This window comes from Chelativorans petroleitrophicus, assembly GCF_025398195.1.
Classification (GTDB): Bacteria; Pseudomonadota; Alphaproteobacteria; order Rhizobiales; family Rhizobiaceae; genus Chelativorans; species Chelativorans petroleitrophicus.
On the sequence record NZ_JAODNV010000022.1, the window covers coordinates 1 to 15573 of the forward strand.

A 15573-nucleotide genomic window follows, 5' to 3' on the forward strand; every position below is an offset into this window, starting at 1 on the left:
CGACAGAATCGGGCGCGGCAAGGAGCGGCAGGTCAATGCCCGCTTCTCGGCCCTGGCCAGCCATTGTCTGTTCGAGAGCGAGTTCTGCAATCCGGCCTCGGGCTGGGAGAAGGGACAGGTCGAGAAGAACGTTCAGGATGCGCGTCACCGGCTATGGCAGCCGATGCCGCGCTTTCCATCGCTGGAGGCCTTGAACGACTGGCTGGAGCGGCGGTGCCGGGAGCTGTGGCAACAGGTTCCCCATGGTGTCCGACCCGGAACGATCGAAGACATCCGGGCCGAGGAAGCGCGGTTCCTGATGCCGATGCCACGCCTCTTCGACGGCTAAGGATAAAGCACCCACCTTAACCAAGGCCTGAGACCCAAACCATAAATGAAGGCAGGTCACTTCTCGGCGAAAATCCCGGGTCAGCTTTCAGCGGAAATCAACACCCTGAGTGAACGGAGCATTTTCCTCATAAAATGAGGTTCGGGAGAAAGGAGACGAGCTGGGGGAATATTGCCAGCAAAATCACGAACACCATCATGATCAGAAGATAGGGCATTGTCACCTTCGACAGATAGCTCGCACTGCGGCCGGTGATGCTCTGGATGATCACGAAATTAAATGCAACCGGTGGCGTGATTTGCGCCATCTCCACGACAAGAACAAGGAAGATTCCGAACCAGACTTTGTCGAAGCCCGCGGCTGTGACGATAGGCAGAACCACCGGAAGTGTCGTAGCTATCATAGAAAACCCTTCGAGTACGGTTCCCAGAACGAGATATAGAAGCATCAGGGTAACGATGAGCATGATCGGCGACAGGTTCCAGTCAGACACCATCACCGCGACAGCATCAGGAATACCGAGTATAGCCGCTACATTTCCTAGGATGCTGGCACCGAGGATGATGATCCCCATGATGGAAGTGGTCTGGACCGCGCCGAAGGAAACATCGCGGAGGACAGCTGGCGATAGCGCCCCCTGCAGCCAAGAGATGAGAAATGCACCGACAACACCGAGTGCTGCTGCTTCCGTAGGCGTGGCAAGACCGCCATACATCGATCCCAAGACGCAGACGATGAGAAAGAGCGCGGGCCAAAGCTCACGAAGGGCGGCAACGCGCTCGGCAAATTTCATATGTGCGAGTGCGCGCTCGCTTTCTGGTATGAGGTCCCTGCGAAAGGTCGTGTGGATCATCACCCAAACGGCGAAGCTGCCAGCCAGTAACAGTCCGGGAAGCAAACCGGCGGTGAACAGCCGCAGCACGGACTCTTCTGCCAATACGCCGTAGATGATCATTACCGTTGACGGCGGAATGAGGAATCCTAGTGTTCCGGCTCCCGCCAAGCTGCCGATTGCGACGTCCGGCGAGTAGCCGCGGCGCAATAATTCCTTCAATGTCATGCGGCCTACAACCTGCGTGGTTGCTGCCGAAGAACCGGAAATTGCAGCGAAGATTGTGCAGCCGACGATATTCACGTGCAGAAGTCGGCCTGGCAGGAGACCTGCCCACGGGGCAAGGCCGGAAAAGAGCGCCGCTGAAAGCCTCGTGCGGAAGAGAAATTCGCCCATCAGTACAAAGAGCGGCAGAGCCACAAGGTCGGGTGTCGTCAGGACGCCGAAAGTGTACTGCGCGAAGAGTTTGTCGAGCGGAGCACTCAGGAACAGCAGGCCCATGCCGAGAGCGGTCCCGAGGAGCGCAATACCGATCCATGTCCCAAGGGCAAGGAAACTAAAAAGCAAGCCAAACAGGCTTCCCATGATCGCGGTCATCTAAAACTCCATTCCAGCCGTCCCCGGCGAATGGTCGGCTTGGCTGTCATTCGATAGCTGAGGCGGCGCCGAGGGTTGGATCGTCCACAGAGCGACCGGCCAGACAGGTAAACACGCGAGCGACCATTTGGAGTGCTAGAATGATAGCGCCCAGCGCAAGGACGGCCTGCGGAATCCACAGCGGTGTCAGGCTGTCCTGCGACACTTCACCGAAACGCCAGGTCCGCAGCGTGAGATTCACCATCGAGATTGCAAGGAAGACCGTGACGCCGGCCCCGATGAGGCTCGACACCGCCTCGAACTGCCGCGCAAATCGTTCTTTGCCTGCTCGCATCAGCATTTCGACGCGGATTTGCAATCCCGCCCGCAATGTCATGCCTGCTCCGAGGAGGAACGAGGCCCCCATCAGATAGCCGCTATACTCCCACCCAACATGAATACTCGCCGGCACGCTGGGGATGACGCGCGCCAGGGTGGCCGCCAGGATCTCAGCCAGTACGAGGAGGGTCAGCCCAACGGTGCAGGCCACCGCCAGATAGCTTCCTAGGATCGAAAGGAGATCGGCGGCGGTCTGCACCGCCGCCACGATCCCCGCCTCGCGCGCGCCCTCTGACCTGGTAGGAGTCATGTCGGACATACTTACTTTCCGGCCGCGGCTTTGAACTGTTCCACAAGGGGCTTGGCGGCAGGAACTCGCTGAAGAAATTTCTCTTGCAGCGCTTGGCCCCGCTTGGTCATTTCAGCGCGCAGCTCGGGAGAAATCTCGACAAGCTCCATCCCATTGTCGGTCATGATCTTGATACTGTCGAGATCTCCTTGGCGTGAGATTTCCCAGAACCCAGGTTCCATTTCTTCCGCCACCTTCTCGATCGCTTGCTGCTGTGCAGCAGGAATTTTGTTCCAGACGTCGAGGTTGATGGTGACCATGTTGCTACCCCAGGTGTGGTTCGTGGGATAGATGTATTTCAGAAACTCCCAGAACTTGCCATCAACGCCTGACGTGGCGGAGGTGGCAACACCGGAGACACGGCCGGAGGCAAGCGCCGGAATAAGTTCGCCCCAAGGCATGGCCACCCCGGCCATTCCGAGCGCGCTTACGATGTCGACCGTATTCTTGTCCGCGCCGCGAACTGGAATGCCGCGGAAGTCCTCTATATCGTCGACCAGCACTTGGAGGTAGACGTACTGAGCCGGGGAAGGCACCATATACAGGATCTTCTGGTTGTTTTGCTCGGCGAGTTTCTCGAACTCCGGCCGAATGAACTCGTGGTATTTTCTTAGCTCCTCCATGGAAGAGATGAGGAATGGAATGCCTTCGGCTCCAAACAGCGGATTTACACCGACCTGCTGGCTGATATTGATGTCAGCCATTTCGACGAGCCCGTCGCGCACAGCGGTCAGTTGATCAGGGCCCTTGAACCCGAGCGAGCCGCCGGCCTTGACTGAAATGATGACTTCACCTCCGGTCGCTTCTTTGACCGCCTCAGCGAACTTGGTCGCGTTCTTGACCATGAAGTTCGATTCCGGCAGCACGTCGGACAGATTGATCTGAATCTCGGCCAGTGAAGTCGAAGTAGCCGAGGCGAACAGCGCTATGGTTAGTGCTGAACCGATCAGATTGCGTCTATTGAAGAGCATGTCATTCCCCTGTGGTTTCGAGGCGCTTCCTTGCTGTCGCCTCATCCATGCTGCGGTCAGGCGGTTAACAAACTGGTTCGGCGATCCCTTCCGCAAGCGGCGGATGATGACGCCGTTCGTCCATGTGCGAACCGTCCACAAAATGTTAATCCCCGGGGCATCGGCGCGTAAGTGGCCTGTTCTGTTTGGGGGTATCAGATTTTGTTATGTTCCGGGGTGCGTGCCACGTGGTTTCTTGCTCAAGCCATAGGGGACCGTAATGGTGTCAGGTCCGGATCGCGGTGAATCGCGGCCACCTCAACATCCATCTCGGCATTCTGTAGCGCTTGGGAAATCGCCCTGACTAACCACCCGCCCTCGAAGCGGAAGGCACCTGAGTCAAGTCTAGGTCAGAAGGCGATCTGCACCTTCATGGAGCGGCTTCGATCTCCGGCCGTTCTAAATGCTTGAACGGTGTCTTCGAGCGGAAAGATGCCAGTAAGCAGCGGCCTCGGATCGACCCGGCGCTGGTTGATCAAATCGACCGCTAGCGCAAACTCCTCGTGAAAGCGGAAGGTGCCGCGCATCTCGATCTCTTTCGCCACGATGGTGTTCTGGGGGATCGCCATGTCACCGCCCAGGCCAAGTTGCACCAGCACTCCGCGGGGCTGCAGCACTTCTAATCCGGCACGCACGGCCTGTTCGTTGCCCGAGGCCTCGAACATCACGTCGAAATAGCCCTTGTCGGTGCCGTACGCGGAAAGCTTATGGCCATCGGACACGACGTTTATGGACCGGTCGGCGCCGACCTCTCGCGCCTTAGCCAGCACGCCGTCCAAAACATCGGTTGCGACGATCTCACGGGCACCATGGAGGCGGGCGGCAATGATTGTGAGCGCACCAATCGGCCCGCAACCAGTTACAAGCACGCGCTTGCCCAGAAGCGAGCCAGCACGATCCACCGCATGCAGCGTGACGGCAAGGGGCTCCGCAAAGGCAGCTTCGTTGGCGGAAATCCCGTCGGCGATCCTGTAGCACTGCCTACTTTGTGCGACGAGGCGCTGGCGGAATGCACCTTGGATGTGCGGCATGGCCATAGCGCTGCCGTAGAAGCGCATATTGAGGCACTGGTTCTGCCGGCCGCCGAGGCAGTATCGGCAGGAATTGCAAGGCCGGCTTGGCGAAACGGCGACGCGGTCGCCAACAGCAAACCCCGAGACGCCTTTACCCAGGGCGCGAATGGTGCCGGCCACCTCGTGTCCAAGTATCATTGGCTCGCGTATTTTCACGGTCCCGAAGCCACCGTGGTTGTAATAGTGTAGGTCCGAACCACAGATGCCGCCGGCTTCGATAGCTATTTCCACCTGACCTGGCCCGAGCGCTTCAACTTCGCGATCCTCAATCCGTAGGTCCTTGGCGGCATGAATAACAATCGCTTTCACGAAGTCCTCCTAGACGACAGGCGTTAGCAGGGGCCGACCCGAAAAATGCGCAGCGAGATTTTCGCGCACGAGCTGGCCCATTGCCTTGCGTGTCTCGACTGTGCCGGAGGCGTGGTGCGGCTGCAGCACAACGTTGGTGAGACTTAGGAAGCGTTGGTCAATGTTCGGTTCGTTACAAAAAACATCGAGACCAGCACCCTTGATCGTATTGTTTTCGAGAGCTTCGAGTAACGCTGCCTCGTCAACTGTCGAACCACGAGAGATGTTGATGAGAAAACCGTCAGGCCCGAGGGCATGAAGAACTTCAGAATTGATGCTGTTTTTCGTCTTCTTGCCGCCCGATAGTGTGACGATCAGGAAATCGCTACTGCGGGCAAGCTCCACGAGATCGGCCACGAAGGGGTAGGGAAGGTCGGTTCGGGGAGCAATATCGAAATATGATATGCCACAGCCGAAAGCGACGGCGCGTCGCGCTAATGCGGTTCCCACTCGTCCCATGCCCACGATACCGACTTTCTTGCCATGGAAACGGGTCACGAGGTGCATGTTGCTAGTACGCCAGTTCCCTTCGCGCACATAGGCATCGGCCCGGGGGATTTCTCGGCAGACCGCGAGCGCGAGGCCGATCCCGAGATCGGCGACATCTTCTGTCAGGACGTCGGGGGTGTTGGTGACGCGGATGCCCCGTTTGCGCGCATATTCGAGGTCTATGGCATCTGTACCGACACCATAGCAGGCCACGATTTCTAGTCTGGGCAACTTGCTCATCAGCCTCGCGCTGGCACCGAGCTCACCACGCGTGGCTATTGCTCGAACATTCTCCGACCTTTCGGCGATATAGCCGTCTCGATCCACCGCTTCCCAGAGCTTGTGCACACGATAGCGCGCTTCCAGGTCCGCCAAGTCCCATTCGGGATAGGGTCCGATCATCAAGATGTCGATCATGAGTAACATTTCGTAGAAGTTCGTGAGACGGGCAGCTGCACCGTTCACTGTGCTTTGCTCTTCAGCGTGGTCAGCCCGCCTGGAACCTGAAAGGTAGGCGTCACTTCGATCAGCCCGATATTTACGTAGCTTGGCAAATTGATCGCAAAGGCAGCGATGTCAGCGATATGCGAGGCGGAGGGAACCTCATAACCCTCATAAAATTTTTCGCGCGCCTCGTCCTTTGTGACCCCATGATTGCGATCGAAGATTTCAGTCTCTGTGCGACCGGGGCATATTTCGGTGACCCGAATGCGTTTGCCGAGCACGTCGACACGCAACTGCCGGGATAGCATATGAATTGCTGCCTTCGTGGCGTGGTAGATTGTGTTGCCGGCGAAATTGTAGTGCCCAGCTATGGAGCTGATATTAATGATGTGGCCACGGTCGCGTTCCATCATGCCCGGTAGCACCGTACGAACCGTGTGCAGGACGCTGCGCACATTCAGATCGACGAGTGCATCGATGTCTTCGGCGCTGGCGCTCGGAATGGACCCCGCCCGACCGGCACCCGCATTATTGACCAGAACGTCGATTTCCAAGCCCCGCAGGAGTCGAGTAAGGGAGTCGATATCCGTCATATCTAGCGCGTGGGGAATGCAGCCGGTGCGGGCCGCTAGCTCCTCAAGCCGATCCTGCCGACGCGCGATGGCATGGACTGTTAGACCCTCCTTGCAGAACCGTTCCACTAGGGCCGCTCCCATTCCTGCAGAAGCACCCGTGACAAGTGCGGTACGGTAATCGGAAAAGCTCATGTCGGACCTTGATGCTACGGAGAATGGTAGAAGAAGTGCGCTTGACGTGCATCCTAGGGGGAAGACTTGAATCGGCACAAGAGCGATCGCTTTATGGGGGCAGACGCCTTTCTTATCCTGTCACCGTCAACTGTCCAAAAACCAACTCGGTCCACTCGTCCCCTGAAGCGGCCGAACTTGCGCGCCGCCGTTTCCAAAATTGCGGCGATTAGATACGATGCCGCGAAAACGGGTAGCAGCTAATGGACATCCGGCGTCTTCGCTTCTTCATAACTATTGTCGACAACGGCAGCATCACGCGCGCGGCGGACGTGCTTCATATTGCGCAACCAGCATTGAGTCAGCACGTTGCTACACTGGAGGCGCATTTCGGCAAGAAACTTCTCATCCGCGCTCAGCAAGGCGTATCGATGACCGATGCAGGGAAAGTCCTTTATCGGCATGCCCAGACGGTGTTACGTCAGATTGCTCAAGCCGAGGCCGACGTCCTAAGCGCGGGGGAATTGCTCACAGGCCCTGTCTCAGTGGGACTGGTGCCGTTTAGCAGTGCTGGTACCATCTCTGTCGACCTTATTACCGAGGCGCGCGCCAGATATCCGGGAATCCTGCTTCAGGTAACCGAAAGTGTTAGCCAGCCCTACAGCCAAATGCTCATGAATGGCCGGTTAGAAATGGCACTGATGCATGGAACCGGACCAATAAAGGGCATCAAATTCGAGAAGATGTTGCGCGAGGAATTCTTCCTGGTTCTTCCAGAGGATTTGGCTACGAATCTAGGCGGAGAAACCGTCGCGGTCGCTCAACTGGAACCACTGCCTTTTCTTTTGCCGCCGCCTTACAATTTCGTTCGCAGAGCGATTGATATGGCGTTTCTTAGGCGCCGTATCAAACTGAGGGTGGTTGCCGAAATTGACTCAGTGCGCACCCTTTCGCGGGCGGTGCATGCGGGTATCGGAGCGACCATAATGCCGCGCGCGATCGCAGATCGAATAGCGCTCGAGGGTGACTCCATAGTCATTAAGAAGGTCACCAATCCTGTAATTGGCGAAGTACTGTCGTTGTGCACTGCCGAGCATTTTCCGTTGTCCGAACCGGCAACCGCAATTCGTGACCTCACCGCGGAGCTTACGAAACGGCTGCTTGCGCCAAAAAACGATTCCCTAGTATCGGCCTAGGCGGCAGGAACAATGGTCCGTTATGGGGCCGATGCCAGACTGTCGGGCAATTGGCGTGAAGCTGTCGTTCTAGCTTCACGCCATCACCTCGGCGCCGCGCAACACACGGCAGGCTCTGTCAATTCCAAATTGCGGCCTGCGGGTAATTCAGCCGAGGACACCGGATATTCGCTCGCCTCCAGCATCCTAGAGGCGACGCTCGGCTGGGGCTAGTTTACCCGGGGAGGATCGATGAGATGCACATTCCGTGTCGCAGAGCCGTCGCTCTGTACTCACCCCGTGCCGCGAACTAGATCTAGCAGTTGATCGAAAAAGCCGGGCAAGGAAAAGGAGAAGGCGAAGATCAAAGTCTCTTAGACTGTATCCGACGAATAAGATGGATCGTCCCAACACGTCTGCTCGAAGGCGAAGGTCTAATGGGGATTCGAACTCGAGACGTTCAAAATAGTCTGTCTCAGTAATGACAAGCGAGTTGTCGTCCGAAAAATCACCATGAAACTTTACAATTTGCGGTCGATCTGAATTGGGCCTCTGCAATATCAGCAACGATTGTTTCTATCCGCGCCCCCGCGCGGGGGGCGACTTGCCCGCATTAAACGAGAGCGCGGGCTTGCCTGGGTTTCTATCCGCGCCCCCGCGCGGGGGGCGACTTCGCCTTTCTTGGCCCGATCCTGATGCAACGCCGTGATATCGCCGGGCGCGTCAACGCACGTCTGGAGGCCGCGTATGTAGCGGCACGCGAGCTGATCCAGAACCATCGGAGCGAAGTCGAGAAGCTCGCCAACCTGCTTTCCGTAACGAGCACGCTTGAGAGGCCGGAACTGGCGGAAGCGGTTCGTAAGATTTGACGTCACCCGGGAACGCTAGGAATTCTAGTCCCTGCGTTCTTCAGACGACGCGGCCTACAGCCGGCGTTGGCCGGCAACAGGTGGAATCGTTTCCACTCGTCGGTCTCTGCGGCCTTTATTGCGACTACGCAAGCTCGCCCCCTTTGAGGAATCGACCCTACGGTATCGCCGCACCCTCTACTGCTGCACCCCCTCCCTATCACGGCAGTTGATACAAACGAGAGGCTGCACCGCACGACACCGAACTCTCTTTAGAAAGTGGCGCATCGCACGTTCAAGCGCGCTCGTCATTTCGCTTTGAAATTGTCAAAATGGTCGGACGCGGGGCCGGTCGTGTTGCTGACGGTGGTGCTCTGGTTCCAGATGCTCGAGGAGGGCAACGGTGACGCCCGTCGAAATGAGCCGAAATTACGCGAAACCTTAGGCCCTTGCTAACCGATTCTGCCGAAAATATGCCGAAAATGGGCAGAGAAAGGTGCTGTAAATGGCGCACCCGACACGATTCGAACGTGTGACCTCTGCCTTCGGAGGGCAGCGCTCTATCCGGCTGAGCTACGGGTGCCCGGATGCCGCCGCTGATGCGGCGCCGCTTACTTAGCCGATAGCGCCCGGTGCTTCAACGCTTAATCCGCTGTGTGCTCCACACATTTGCGTGGTATCGCACATCAAGGTCGAAACCACATCAAGGCTGATGTCAACCATGTGGCCAGCATATGCCCGGATAAGCGACGGTTTGCCAGTAAAGAGCTGAGATGTCTGGACGCCGGCCGTCCAGCATCGATACTCCAATATCGCGATATGCGCGCTCAGGTCCCGCGCACCCGGATTCCGGGAAATGCGCCCGGTTCAGATGCCTCGGCCCGGCCGGGAACCTGGAGTCCGTTCGCTCGTTTCATGCCAGAAGGCTGGAAACCTCCCGCCGCAATGCGGGAACGCTGCGGCCCTTCCCTCCCGGGGCTCACAGCAGGCCGCCCCGGCGTCGCGCCCCGGGGCGGCCGTTTTCCCGACAGAAACCCGTCGCTCATGTGTTTGCACGGCCTTTGCCTCTCCGCTAAAGCGAGCCCATCGGCCAATCCGCCTTTGGGCAAAAGTGAATGCACCACACAGGGCAAGCGCCCCTTCTTCTCGGCATAGATACGGGTGGCACCTATACGGACGCGGTGCTTTTCAGCGAAACGTCTGGCCTTGTCGCCAAGGCGAAGGCGCTCACAACGCGCCATGATCTATCTCAGGGGATCTCCGAGGCCGTGGATGCCGTGCTGGCCCGGGCCGGGGCCGACGGCAGCCGGATCGGGCTCGTCTCTATGTCCACCACCCTTGCCACGAACGCCCTGGTGGAAGGCCAGGGCGGACGCGCCGGGCTGGTGATGGTGGGTTTTACCGAGGCCGACCTCAAACAGGACGGCCTACAGGCCGCCCTCGGCGGCGACCCGGTTCTGTTCCTCGCTGGCGGCCATGATGTACACGGCAACGAGATGCCGCTCGATCTTGCGCCGCTCGATTCGTGGCTCGACGCGGTTGCTCCGGCGCTCACCGGCGTTGCCGTCTGCGCCTATTTCGCCGTGCGAAATCCGTCTCACGAGGTCACCGTCAAGGAGGCGATCCGCACGCGGACGGGGCTACCCGTCACCGCAAGCCACGAGCTCTCGGCCAGGCTCGGGGGGCCGCGCCGGGCGCTGACCACCCTGCTCAATGCCCGTTTGATCGCGCTCGTCGACCGGCTGATCGAGGCCACCACGGGCTTTCTCCACAGGCGCGGGATCACGGCCCCGCTGATGGTGGTACGCGGGGACGGCGCCTTGATCGCGGCCGACCTCGCCCGCGCGCGACCCATCGAAACGATCCTGTCGGGTCCGGCGGCAAGCCTGGTGGGCGCCAGGCATCTGACCGGCCTCGATGACGCCATCGTCTCCGACATCGGGGGTACGACCACCGACATCGCCCTGCTTGCCGGAGGCAGGCCGCGGCTCCACCCGGACGGCGCAACGGTCGGCGGCTGGCGCACGATGGTCGAGGCGGTGGCGATGCGCACTTTCGGGCTCGGCGGCGATTCGGAAGTGGGCCTCGAGGATGACATCCTTGGACCGCGGCTCCGCCTCGGACCGCGCCGCCTCGTTCCTCTCTCGCTTGCCGAGACGCTTCATCCGGACTCGGTCGTGCCGGAGTTGGAACGGCAGCTTGAGGCTCTCCATGCGGGGCGGCTCGACGGGCGCTTCGCATTCCTCACCGGGCTACCGGAGCGTTTCGCAGCGGGGCTCACGGAGGTGGAGGAGCGGCTTTTCCGCCGCCTCTCGAAAACACCCCTTCCGCTGGATCGGCTTTTCATTTCCGCCGCCGAAGGGGCCACCCTCATGCGCCTCGTCTCGCGCGGCCTTGCGCAGGTCTGTGGCTTCACGCCATCGGACGCGGCCCACGTGATGGGCAGACAGGCAAGCTGGGACAGCCGGGCCGCCCGGCTGGGCGCAGCACTCTTCGCGCGCAAACGTGACGGTCGCGGCATGCCGCTCGCCGCAAGCGCGGAGGAAATCAGCGAGAGGGTGCTCGCCTGCCTCACCCGGCGTTCCGCCGAGGCGATACTGGAAACCGCCCTTGCCGAGGACGGTCTGGAGAGCGCGGTTTCGCCGGAACATCCGCTGCTTCAGCGGGCGCTTGGCGGTCATCAAGGTGTGGCGCGGCTTTCCGTGTCGCTCGACAGACCCGTAGTGGGGCTCGGCGCGTCGGCCCGCCTCCACTATGCGGGTCTCAAGCGGTTCTTTTCCAGCGAATGTGTCCTGCCCGAGCATCTGGATGTCGCCAACGCGATTGGCGCGGTGGCGGGCCAGGTCCGCGTAACGGTCGAAGCCCACGTGACGAAGCCGGCGGAAGGCCTGTTCCGCGTCAGCGCCGGTGCGGAAATCCGCGATTTCCCGGATGAGGAGAAAGCGCTCCTTTGTGCGGAGGAGCTGGCGGGCAGGCTGGCGGCCGGGGGTGCCGCCGAGGCCGGAGCGGAGAATGCCGCCCTCACCGTCCATCGCGTGTTGAAAACAGCCGATGTTGACGGGGAACGCATCTTCGTCGAAGCCATTGTGCGCGCCGTCGCGGCTGGACGGCCGCGGATTGCCGGAAGCGATTGACCCCCGGCGTCCGGCATGATCAAACACCGCCGGTGCTGTTTTCGGAGACGTAAAATGGATAGTCGCGTAGAGATCAACGGGCTCAGGATTGCCCGCGCGCTGCATGATTTTGCCGTGGACGAGGCGCTGCCTGGTACAGGGGTTGATGTGGAATCGTTCTGGCGCGCGCTCTCCGAGATCGTGCACGAGCTTACGCCCAGAAACCGCGCCTTGCTCGAAAAGCGCGATGCACTGCAGGCTAGGATCGACGCCTGGCATCGCGAGCATGGCGCGCCGAACGACCTTGAAGCATATGAGGCCTTCCTGCGGGAGATCGGATACATTGTGCCGGAAGGTCCGGCTTTCACCATCACGACCGCCAATGTGGATCCGGAGATTTCCGTCACCGCCGGCCCGCAGCTCGTCGTGCCGGTGATGAACGCCCGCTATGCGCTGAACGCGGCCAATGCCCGATGGGGCTCGCTCTATGATGCGCTTTATGGCACCGATGCCATTCCCGAGACGGACGGGGCAGAGCGCGGCGCGGGCTACAATCCGAAGCGCGGCGAGAAGGTCATCGCCTGGGCGCGCAATTTCCTCGATGATAGCGCGCCGCTTGAAGGCGCAAGCTGGGCGGATGTGGCCGGGCTTGCCGTGGAGAACGGCAGGCTTGTTGTCACAACCGAAGGCGGCACGGCCGGGCTCAGGAACCCGGCGCAGTTTGCGGGTTATGCCGGTGATGCTCAGGCCTTGCGGGAGGTGGTACTCCTCAACAACGGACTGAATGTCCGCGTCGTCATCGACCGCGATCATCCGATCGGGCGCGGCGACAGGGCGGGCATTGCCGACGTGATCCTGGAGGCCGCACTCACCACAATCATGGACTGCGAGGATTCCGTCGCCGCCGTCGATGCGGAAGACAAGGTGCTTGCCTATCGCAACTGGCTCGGCCTGATGAAGGGCGATCTGGAGGAGACCTTCGAGAAGGGCGGCAAAACGATCACGCGCCGCCTCAATGAGGACATCCGCCTCACCGCTCCCGACGGATCGCCGCTCACCCTGCCCGGCCGCTCGCTCATGCTGGTGCGCAATGTCGGGCATCTGATGACCAATCCGGCCATTCTCGACCGCGACGGCAACGAGGTACCCGAAGGCATCATGGATGCGATGTTCACCTCGCTGATCGCGCTGCACGACATCGGCCCGAACGGACGGCGCATGAACAGCCGCGCCGGCTCCGTCTATATCGTCAAGCCGAAGATGCACGGGCCGGAGGAGGTTGCCTTCTCGAACGAGCTCTTCAGCCGCGTCGAGGACGCCCTCGGCATGACGCGCAACACGCTGAAGATGGGCATCATGGACGAGGAGCGGCGCACGACCGTCAACCTCAAGGAGTGCATCCGGGCTGCCTCCGCGCGCGTGGTCTTCATCAACACCGGCTTTCTCGACCGCACGGGCGACGAGATCCACACTTCGATGGAAGCCGGGCCGATGATCCGCAAGGGCGACATGAAGCAGTCCACCTGGATTGCGGCCTACGAGGACTGGAACGTGGATATCGGGCTCGAATGCGGGCTCTCCGGCCGCGCGCAGATCGGCAAGGGCATGTGGGCGATGCCCGATCTGATGGCGGCGATGCTGGAGCAGAAGATCGGCCATCCAAAGGCCGGCGCGAACACCGCCTGGGTACCTTCGCCGACGGCGGCCACGCTGCACGCCACGCACTACCACAAAGTGGACGTGAAGGCGGTTCAGGAGAGCCTGAAGTCCCGCCCGCGCGCCAAGCTTTCCGACATTCTCTCCATTCCGGTAGTCTCGCGCCCCAACTGGTCGCCGGAGGAAATCAAGGCCGAGCTCGACAACAACGCGCAAGGCATCCTCGGCTATGTGGTGCGCTGGATCGACCAGGGCGTAGGCTGCTCCAAAGTGCCGGACATCAACAATATCGGCCTGATGGAGGACCGCGCCACGCTGCGCATCTCCTCCCAGCACATCGCCAACTGGCTGCATCATGGCATCGTCACGGAAGTGCAGGTGATGGAAACCATGAAGCGCATGGCCGAGGTGGTGGACCGGCAGAATGCGGGCGATCCGAACTATGAGCCCATGGCGCCCGATTTCGAGCGTTCGATCGCCTTCAAGGCGGCCTGCGATCTCGTCTTCAAGGGGCGTATGCAGCCCAACGGCTATACGGAGCCGATCCTGCATGCCCGCAGGCTCGAGAAAAAGGCGCAGACGAAAACAGATGCTCCGACTTAGACCGCCAAGAGCTGACGAAGGTCCGAAGCTCACCGAGCTTTGCCTGCGCTCGAAAGCCTCGCATGGCTATGACGAGGCTTTCATGGCCGCCTGCAGGGAGGAGCTGACGGTCGATCCTGGGGGCGGCGGCCTCATCGCCGTGGCCGATCTGAATGGTGAATGCGCCGGCGTGGCGGAGATGTCGTTGGAGGGTGAGAAGGCGGAGCTTTGCAAGCTGTTCGTCGACCCAGCGCATCACGGCAAGGGCGTCGGTCGTGCGCTTTTCGACTGGGCCAGGGAGGAAGCGGCAGAGCGTGGGGCGCGGGTGCTTGCGCTCGACGCCGATCCCAGCGCAGCAGCCTTCTACGAGAAGATGGATGCCCGGATGGTTGGCCAGTCTCCCTCCGGCTCCATTCCCGGGCGGGTGCTGCCGCGTTTCGAGCTGCCGCTGGTGGCAACTGCGAGCGCCTGAGTGCAAGGAGAGACGATGAACATCCTTGCCATCGACACTGCCGCCTCATTGTGTGCAGCCTGCGTATATGATCGTGACGCCCAGGCTGAAAGCGGTCGCGCGGTGGTCGATCTGGGAAAGGGCCATGCCGAGCATGTCATGGCGGTCGTCGGCGAGGCTCTGGAAAAGGCCGGGCTCGGCTATGACGCGATAGGCGCGGTGGCGGTCTCGATAGGCCCGGGCTCCTTCACCGGCGTGCGTGTCGGCGTTGCGGCCGCGCGCGGCCTGGCGCTGGCGCTGAAAATCCCCGCAATCGGCGTCAGTACGCTCGAAGCCCTTGCGGCGGAAACCAAGGAAAGCTTTCCAGGGCGGTCGGTGCTTGCCGCCCTTGGCCGGCCGGAGGCGCTAGCGATCATGCATCTGGATGCGGCGGGCGCGCTACTTGATGGGCCACGGCTTGCCGGCGAGGATGAGGCGGTGCGGATCGCCCAGGCCAACCGGCCCGTGCTTGCCGGGGAAGCGGCGGAAACTCTCGCTGCGCGCGCGGACGGCTCCTTCGATTTCGGTCCACGCGGGGCGACGGCGGATATCCTGTTTTATGCCGCGGTTGCCGCCGCTCGCCCCCTGCGCGACAAACGGCCTGTACCGTTTTATTCCAGGCCACCCGACGCCAAGCCGCAATCCGGCTTTGCTCTGCCACTTAAGGGTGGATGATGGCGCTTTCCTTGGGGTTCCGGCGACGGCGCTTCGTCGTTCGGCCGCTTGAGGCCGTGGACAGCGCTGCGCTTTCCGCGCTTCACGCCGAGGATTTCGCGCGGCCCTGGACGGAGGATGAGTTCGAGGCGCTGCTTTCGCAGGATACGGTGTTCGGCTTCGCCGCCGTGGCGGAGGGCGTTCCCGATGCGCCGCCCTGGGGTTTCGTTCTTGCCCGCTCGGCGGCCGGAGAGGCGGAAATTCTGACCATCACAGTCTCCCGCTCGTGTCGCCGCCGCGGCATAGGGCACGCATTGATGGATGCGGTCCTGCGCACGCTGCATGCGGGCCGTGTGGAGGCGCTGTTCCTCGAAGTGGACGAGAACAACGCGCCGGCCGTCGCCCTCTATCGCCGCCTGGGCTTCCGCGAGGTCGGGCGCCGGCCCGGCTATTACGCCCATGCCGCCGGCAGAACCCATGCCCTTGTGATGCGCCGGGACCTTGGTTAGACGCAGACCATT

General features: G+C 60.9%; 13 protein-coding genes, 1 tRNA gene and 2 pseudogenes. 8 read left to right on the plus strand and 8 right to left on the minus strand.

The genetic code is table 11. The annotated features are described in order from the left end of the window. Positions 1–325 (plus strand): annotated as a pseudogene (locus NYR54_RS17065) (IS21 family transposase); the annotation flags it as partial. A 130-nt stretch (positions 326–455) separates the two neighbouring features. Here NYR54_RS17065 and NYR54_RS17070 read toward each other — a convergent pair. The 6 genes from NYR54_RS17070 to NYR54_RS17095 form a co-directional block, all read right to left on the minus strand. Then, the gene (locus NYR54_RS17070) at positions 456–1757 is read right to left on the minus strand and encodes a TRAP transporter large permease (RefSeq protein ID WP_261516931.1); all 1302 of its coding nucleotides are present in this window, start codon (positions 1755–1757) and stop codon (positions 456–458) included. Positions 1758–1803: 46 nt separating this feature from the next. Continuing rightward, the gene (locus NYR54_RS17075) at positions 1804–2394 is read right to left on the minus strand and encodes a TRAP transporter small permease subunit (RefSeq protein ID WP_261516932.1); all 591 of its coding nucleotides are present in this window, start codon (positions 2392–2394) and stop codon (positions 1804–1806) included. A gap of 2 nt (positions 2395–2396) precedes the next feature. Next, positions 2397–3536 (minus strand): TRAP transporter substrate-binding protein, encoded by a 1140-nt coding sequence (locus NYR54_RS17080; RefSeq protein WP_261516933.1) that lies wholly within the window; start codon positions 3534–3536, stop codon positions 2397–2399. A gap of 248 nt (positions 3537–3784) precedes the next feature. Beyond that, on the minus strand, positions 3785–4816 hold the full coding sequence (locus NYR54_RS17085; protein WP_261516934.1) for an L-idonate 5-dehydrogenase: 1032 nt from the start codon (positions 4814–4816) through the stop codon (positions 3785–3787). A gap of 9 nt (positions 4817–4825) precedes the next feature. Then, a complete protein-coding gene (locus NYR54_RS17090; protein WP_261516935.1) occupies positions 4826–5761 on the minus strand; it encodes a 2-hydroxyacid dehydrogenase in 936 nt (311 codons plus the stop codon). 44 nt (positions 5762–5805) lie between these two features. Next, complete coding sequence (locus tag NYR54_RS17095; RefSeq protein ID WP_261516936.1) at positions 5806–6555, minus strand: SDR family oxidoreductase; 750 nt, start codon at positions 6553–6555, stop codon at positions 5806–5808. Between the two features lie 242 nt (positions 6556–6797). Here NYR54_RS17095 and NYR54_RS17100 point away from each other — a divergent pair, with 242 nt between their 5' ends. Then, on the plus strand, positions 6798–7730 hold the full coding sequence (locus tag NYR54_RS17100; RefSeq protein WP_261516937.1) for a LysR substrate-binding domain-containing protein: 933 nt from the start codon (positions 6798–6800) through the stop codon (positions 7728–7730). A 279-nt stretch (positions 7731–8009) separates the two neighbouring features. On the opposite strand, the pseudogene NYR54_RS19315 reads toward NYR54_RS17100, so the two are convergent. Continuing rightward, a pseudogene (locus NYR54_RS19315) lies at positions 8010–8267 on the minus strand (SIR2 family protein); the annotation flags it as partial. Between the two features lie 137 nt (positions 8268–8404). Here NYR54_RS19315 and NYR54_RS17110 point away from each other — a divergent pair. Next, positions 8405–8578, plus strand: coding sequence for a hypothetical protein (locus NYR54_RS17110; protein WP_261516938.1), 174 nt, complete (start codon positions 8405–8407; stop codon positions 8576–8578). A 485-nt stretch (positions 8579–9063) separates the two neighbouring features. Here NYR54_RS17110 and NYR54_RS17115 read toward each other — a convergent pair. Then, positions 9064–9140, minus strand: a tRNA-Arg gene (locus NYR54_RS17115). A 532-nt stretch (positions 9141–9672) separates the two neighbouring features. On the opposite strand from NYR54_RS17115, the gene NYR54_RS17120 reads away from it, so the two are divergent. The 5 genes from NYR54_RS17120 to NYR54_RS17140 are packed head-to-tail and all read left to right on the plus strand — an operon-like array spanning position 9673 to position 15561. Continuing rightward, positions 9673–11691 (plus strand): hydantoinase/oxoprolinase family protein, encoded by a 2019-nt coding sequence (locus tag NYR54_RS17120; protein WP_261516939.1) that lies wholly within the window; start codon positions 9673–9675, stop codon positions 11689–11691. Positions 11692–11745: 54 nt separating this feature from the next. Next, the gene (locus NYR54_RS17125) at positions 11746–13929 is read left to right on the plus strand and encodes a malate synthase G (protein WP_261516940.1); all 2184 of its coding nucleotides are present in this window, start codon (positions 11746–11748) and stop codon (positions 13927–13929) included. Next, a complete protein-coding gene (locus tag NYR54_RS17130; RefSeq protein ID WP_261516941.1) occupies positions 13916–14380 on the plus strand; it encodes a GNAT family N-acetyltransferase in 465 nt (154 codons plus the stop codon). Before NYR54_RS17125 ends, NYR54_RS17130 begins: the two co-directional genes overlap by 14 nt. A gap of 15 nt (positions 14381–14395) precedes the next feature. After that, positions 14396–15073 (plus strand): tRNA (adenosine(37)-N6)-threonylcarbamoyltransferase complex dimerization subunit type 1 TsaB, encoded by a 678-nt coding sequence (tsaB, locus tag NYR54_RS17135; protein WP_261516942.1) that lies wholly within the window; start codon positions 14396–14398, stop codon positions 15071–15073. Continuing rightward, the gene (locus NYR54_RS17140) at positions 15070–15561 is read left to right on the plus strand and encodes a GNAT family N-acetyltransferase (RefSeq protein ID WP_423738636.1); all 492 of its coding nucleotides are present in this window, start codon (positions 15070–15072) and stop codon (positions 15559–15561) included. Before tsaB ends, NYR54_RS17140 begins: the two co-directional genes overlap by 4 nt. Positions 15562–15573: the final 12 nt, after the last annotated feature.

Coding starts and splice junctions, on each gene's coding strand:
- NYR54_RS17070 (WP_261516931.1), bottom strand. CDS start 1,757: ATGACCGCGATCATGGGAAGCCTGTTTGGCTTGCTTTTTAGTTTCCTT.
- NYR54_RS17075 (WP_261516932.1), bottom strand. CDS start 2,394: ATGTCCGACATGACTCCTACCAGGTCAGAGGGCGCGCGCGAGGCGGGG.
- NYR54_RS17090 (WP_261516935.1), bottom strand. CDS start 5,761: ATGATCGACATCTTGATGATCGGACCCTATCCCGAATGGGACTTGGCG.
- NYR54_RS17095 (WP_261516936.1), bottom strand. CDS start 6,555: ATGAGCTTTTCCGATTACCGTACCGCACTTGTCACGGGTGCTTCTGCA.
- NYR54_RS17100 (WP_261516937.1), top strand. CDS start 6,798: ATGGACATCCGGCGTCTTCGCTTCTTCATAACTATTGTCGACAACGGC.
- NYR54_RS17110 (WP_261516938.1), top strand. CDS start 8,405: ATGCAACGCCGTGATATCGCCGGGCGCGTCAACGCACGTCTGGAGGCC.
- NYR54_RS17120 (WP_261516939.1), top strand. CDS start 9,673: ATGCACCACACAGGGCAAGCGCCCCTTCTTCTCGGCATAGATACGGGT.
- NYR54_RS17125 (WP_261516940.1), top strand. CDS start 11,746: ATGGATAGTCGCGTAGAGATCAACGGGCTCAGGATTGCCCGCGCGCTG.
- NYR54_RS17130 (WP_261516941.1), top strand. CDS start 13,916: ATGCTCCGACTTAGACCGCCAAGAGCTGACGAAGGTCCGAAGCTCACC.
- tsaB (WP_261516942.1), top strand. CDS start 14,396: ATGAACATCCTTGCCATCGACACTGCCGCCTCATTGTGTGCAGCCTGC.
- NYR54_RS17140 (WP_423738636.1), top strand. CDS start 15,070: ATGATGGCGCTTTCCTTGGGGTTCCGGCGACGGCGCTTCGTCGTTCGG.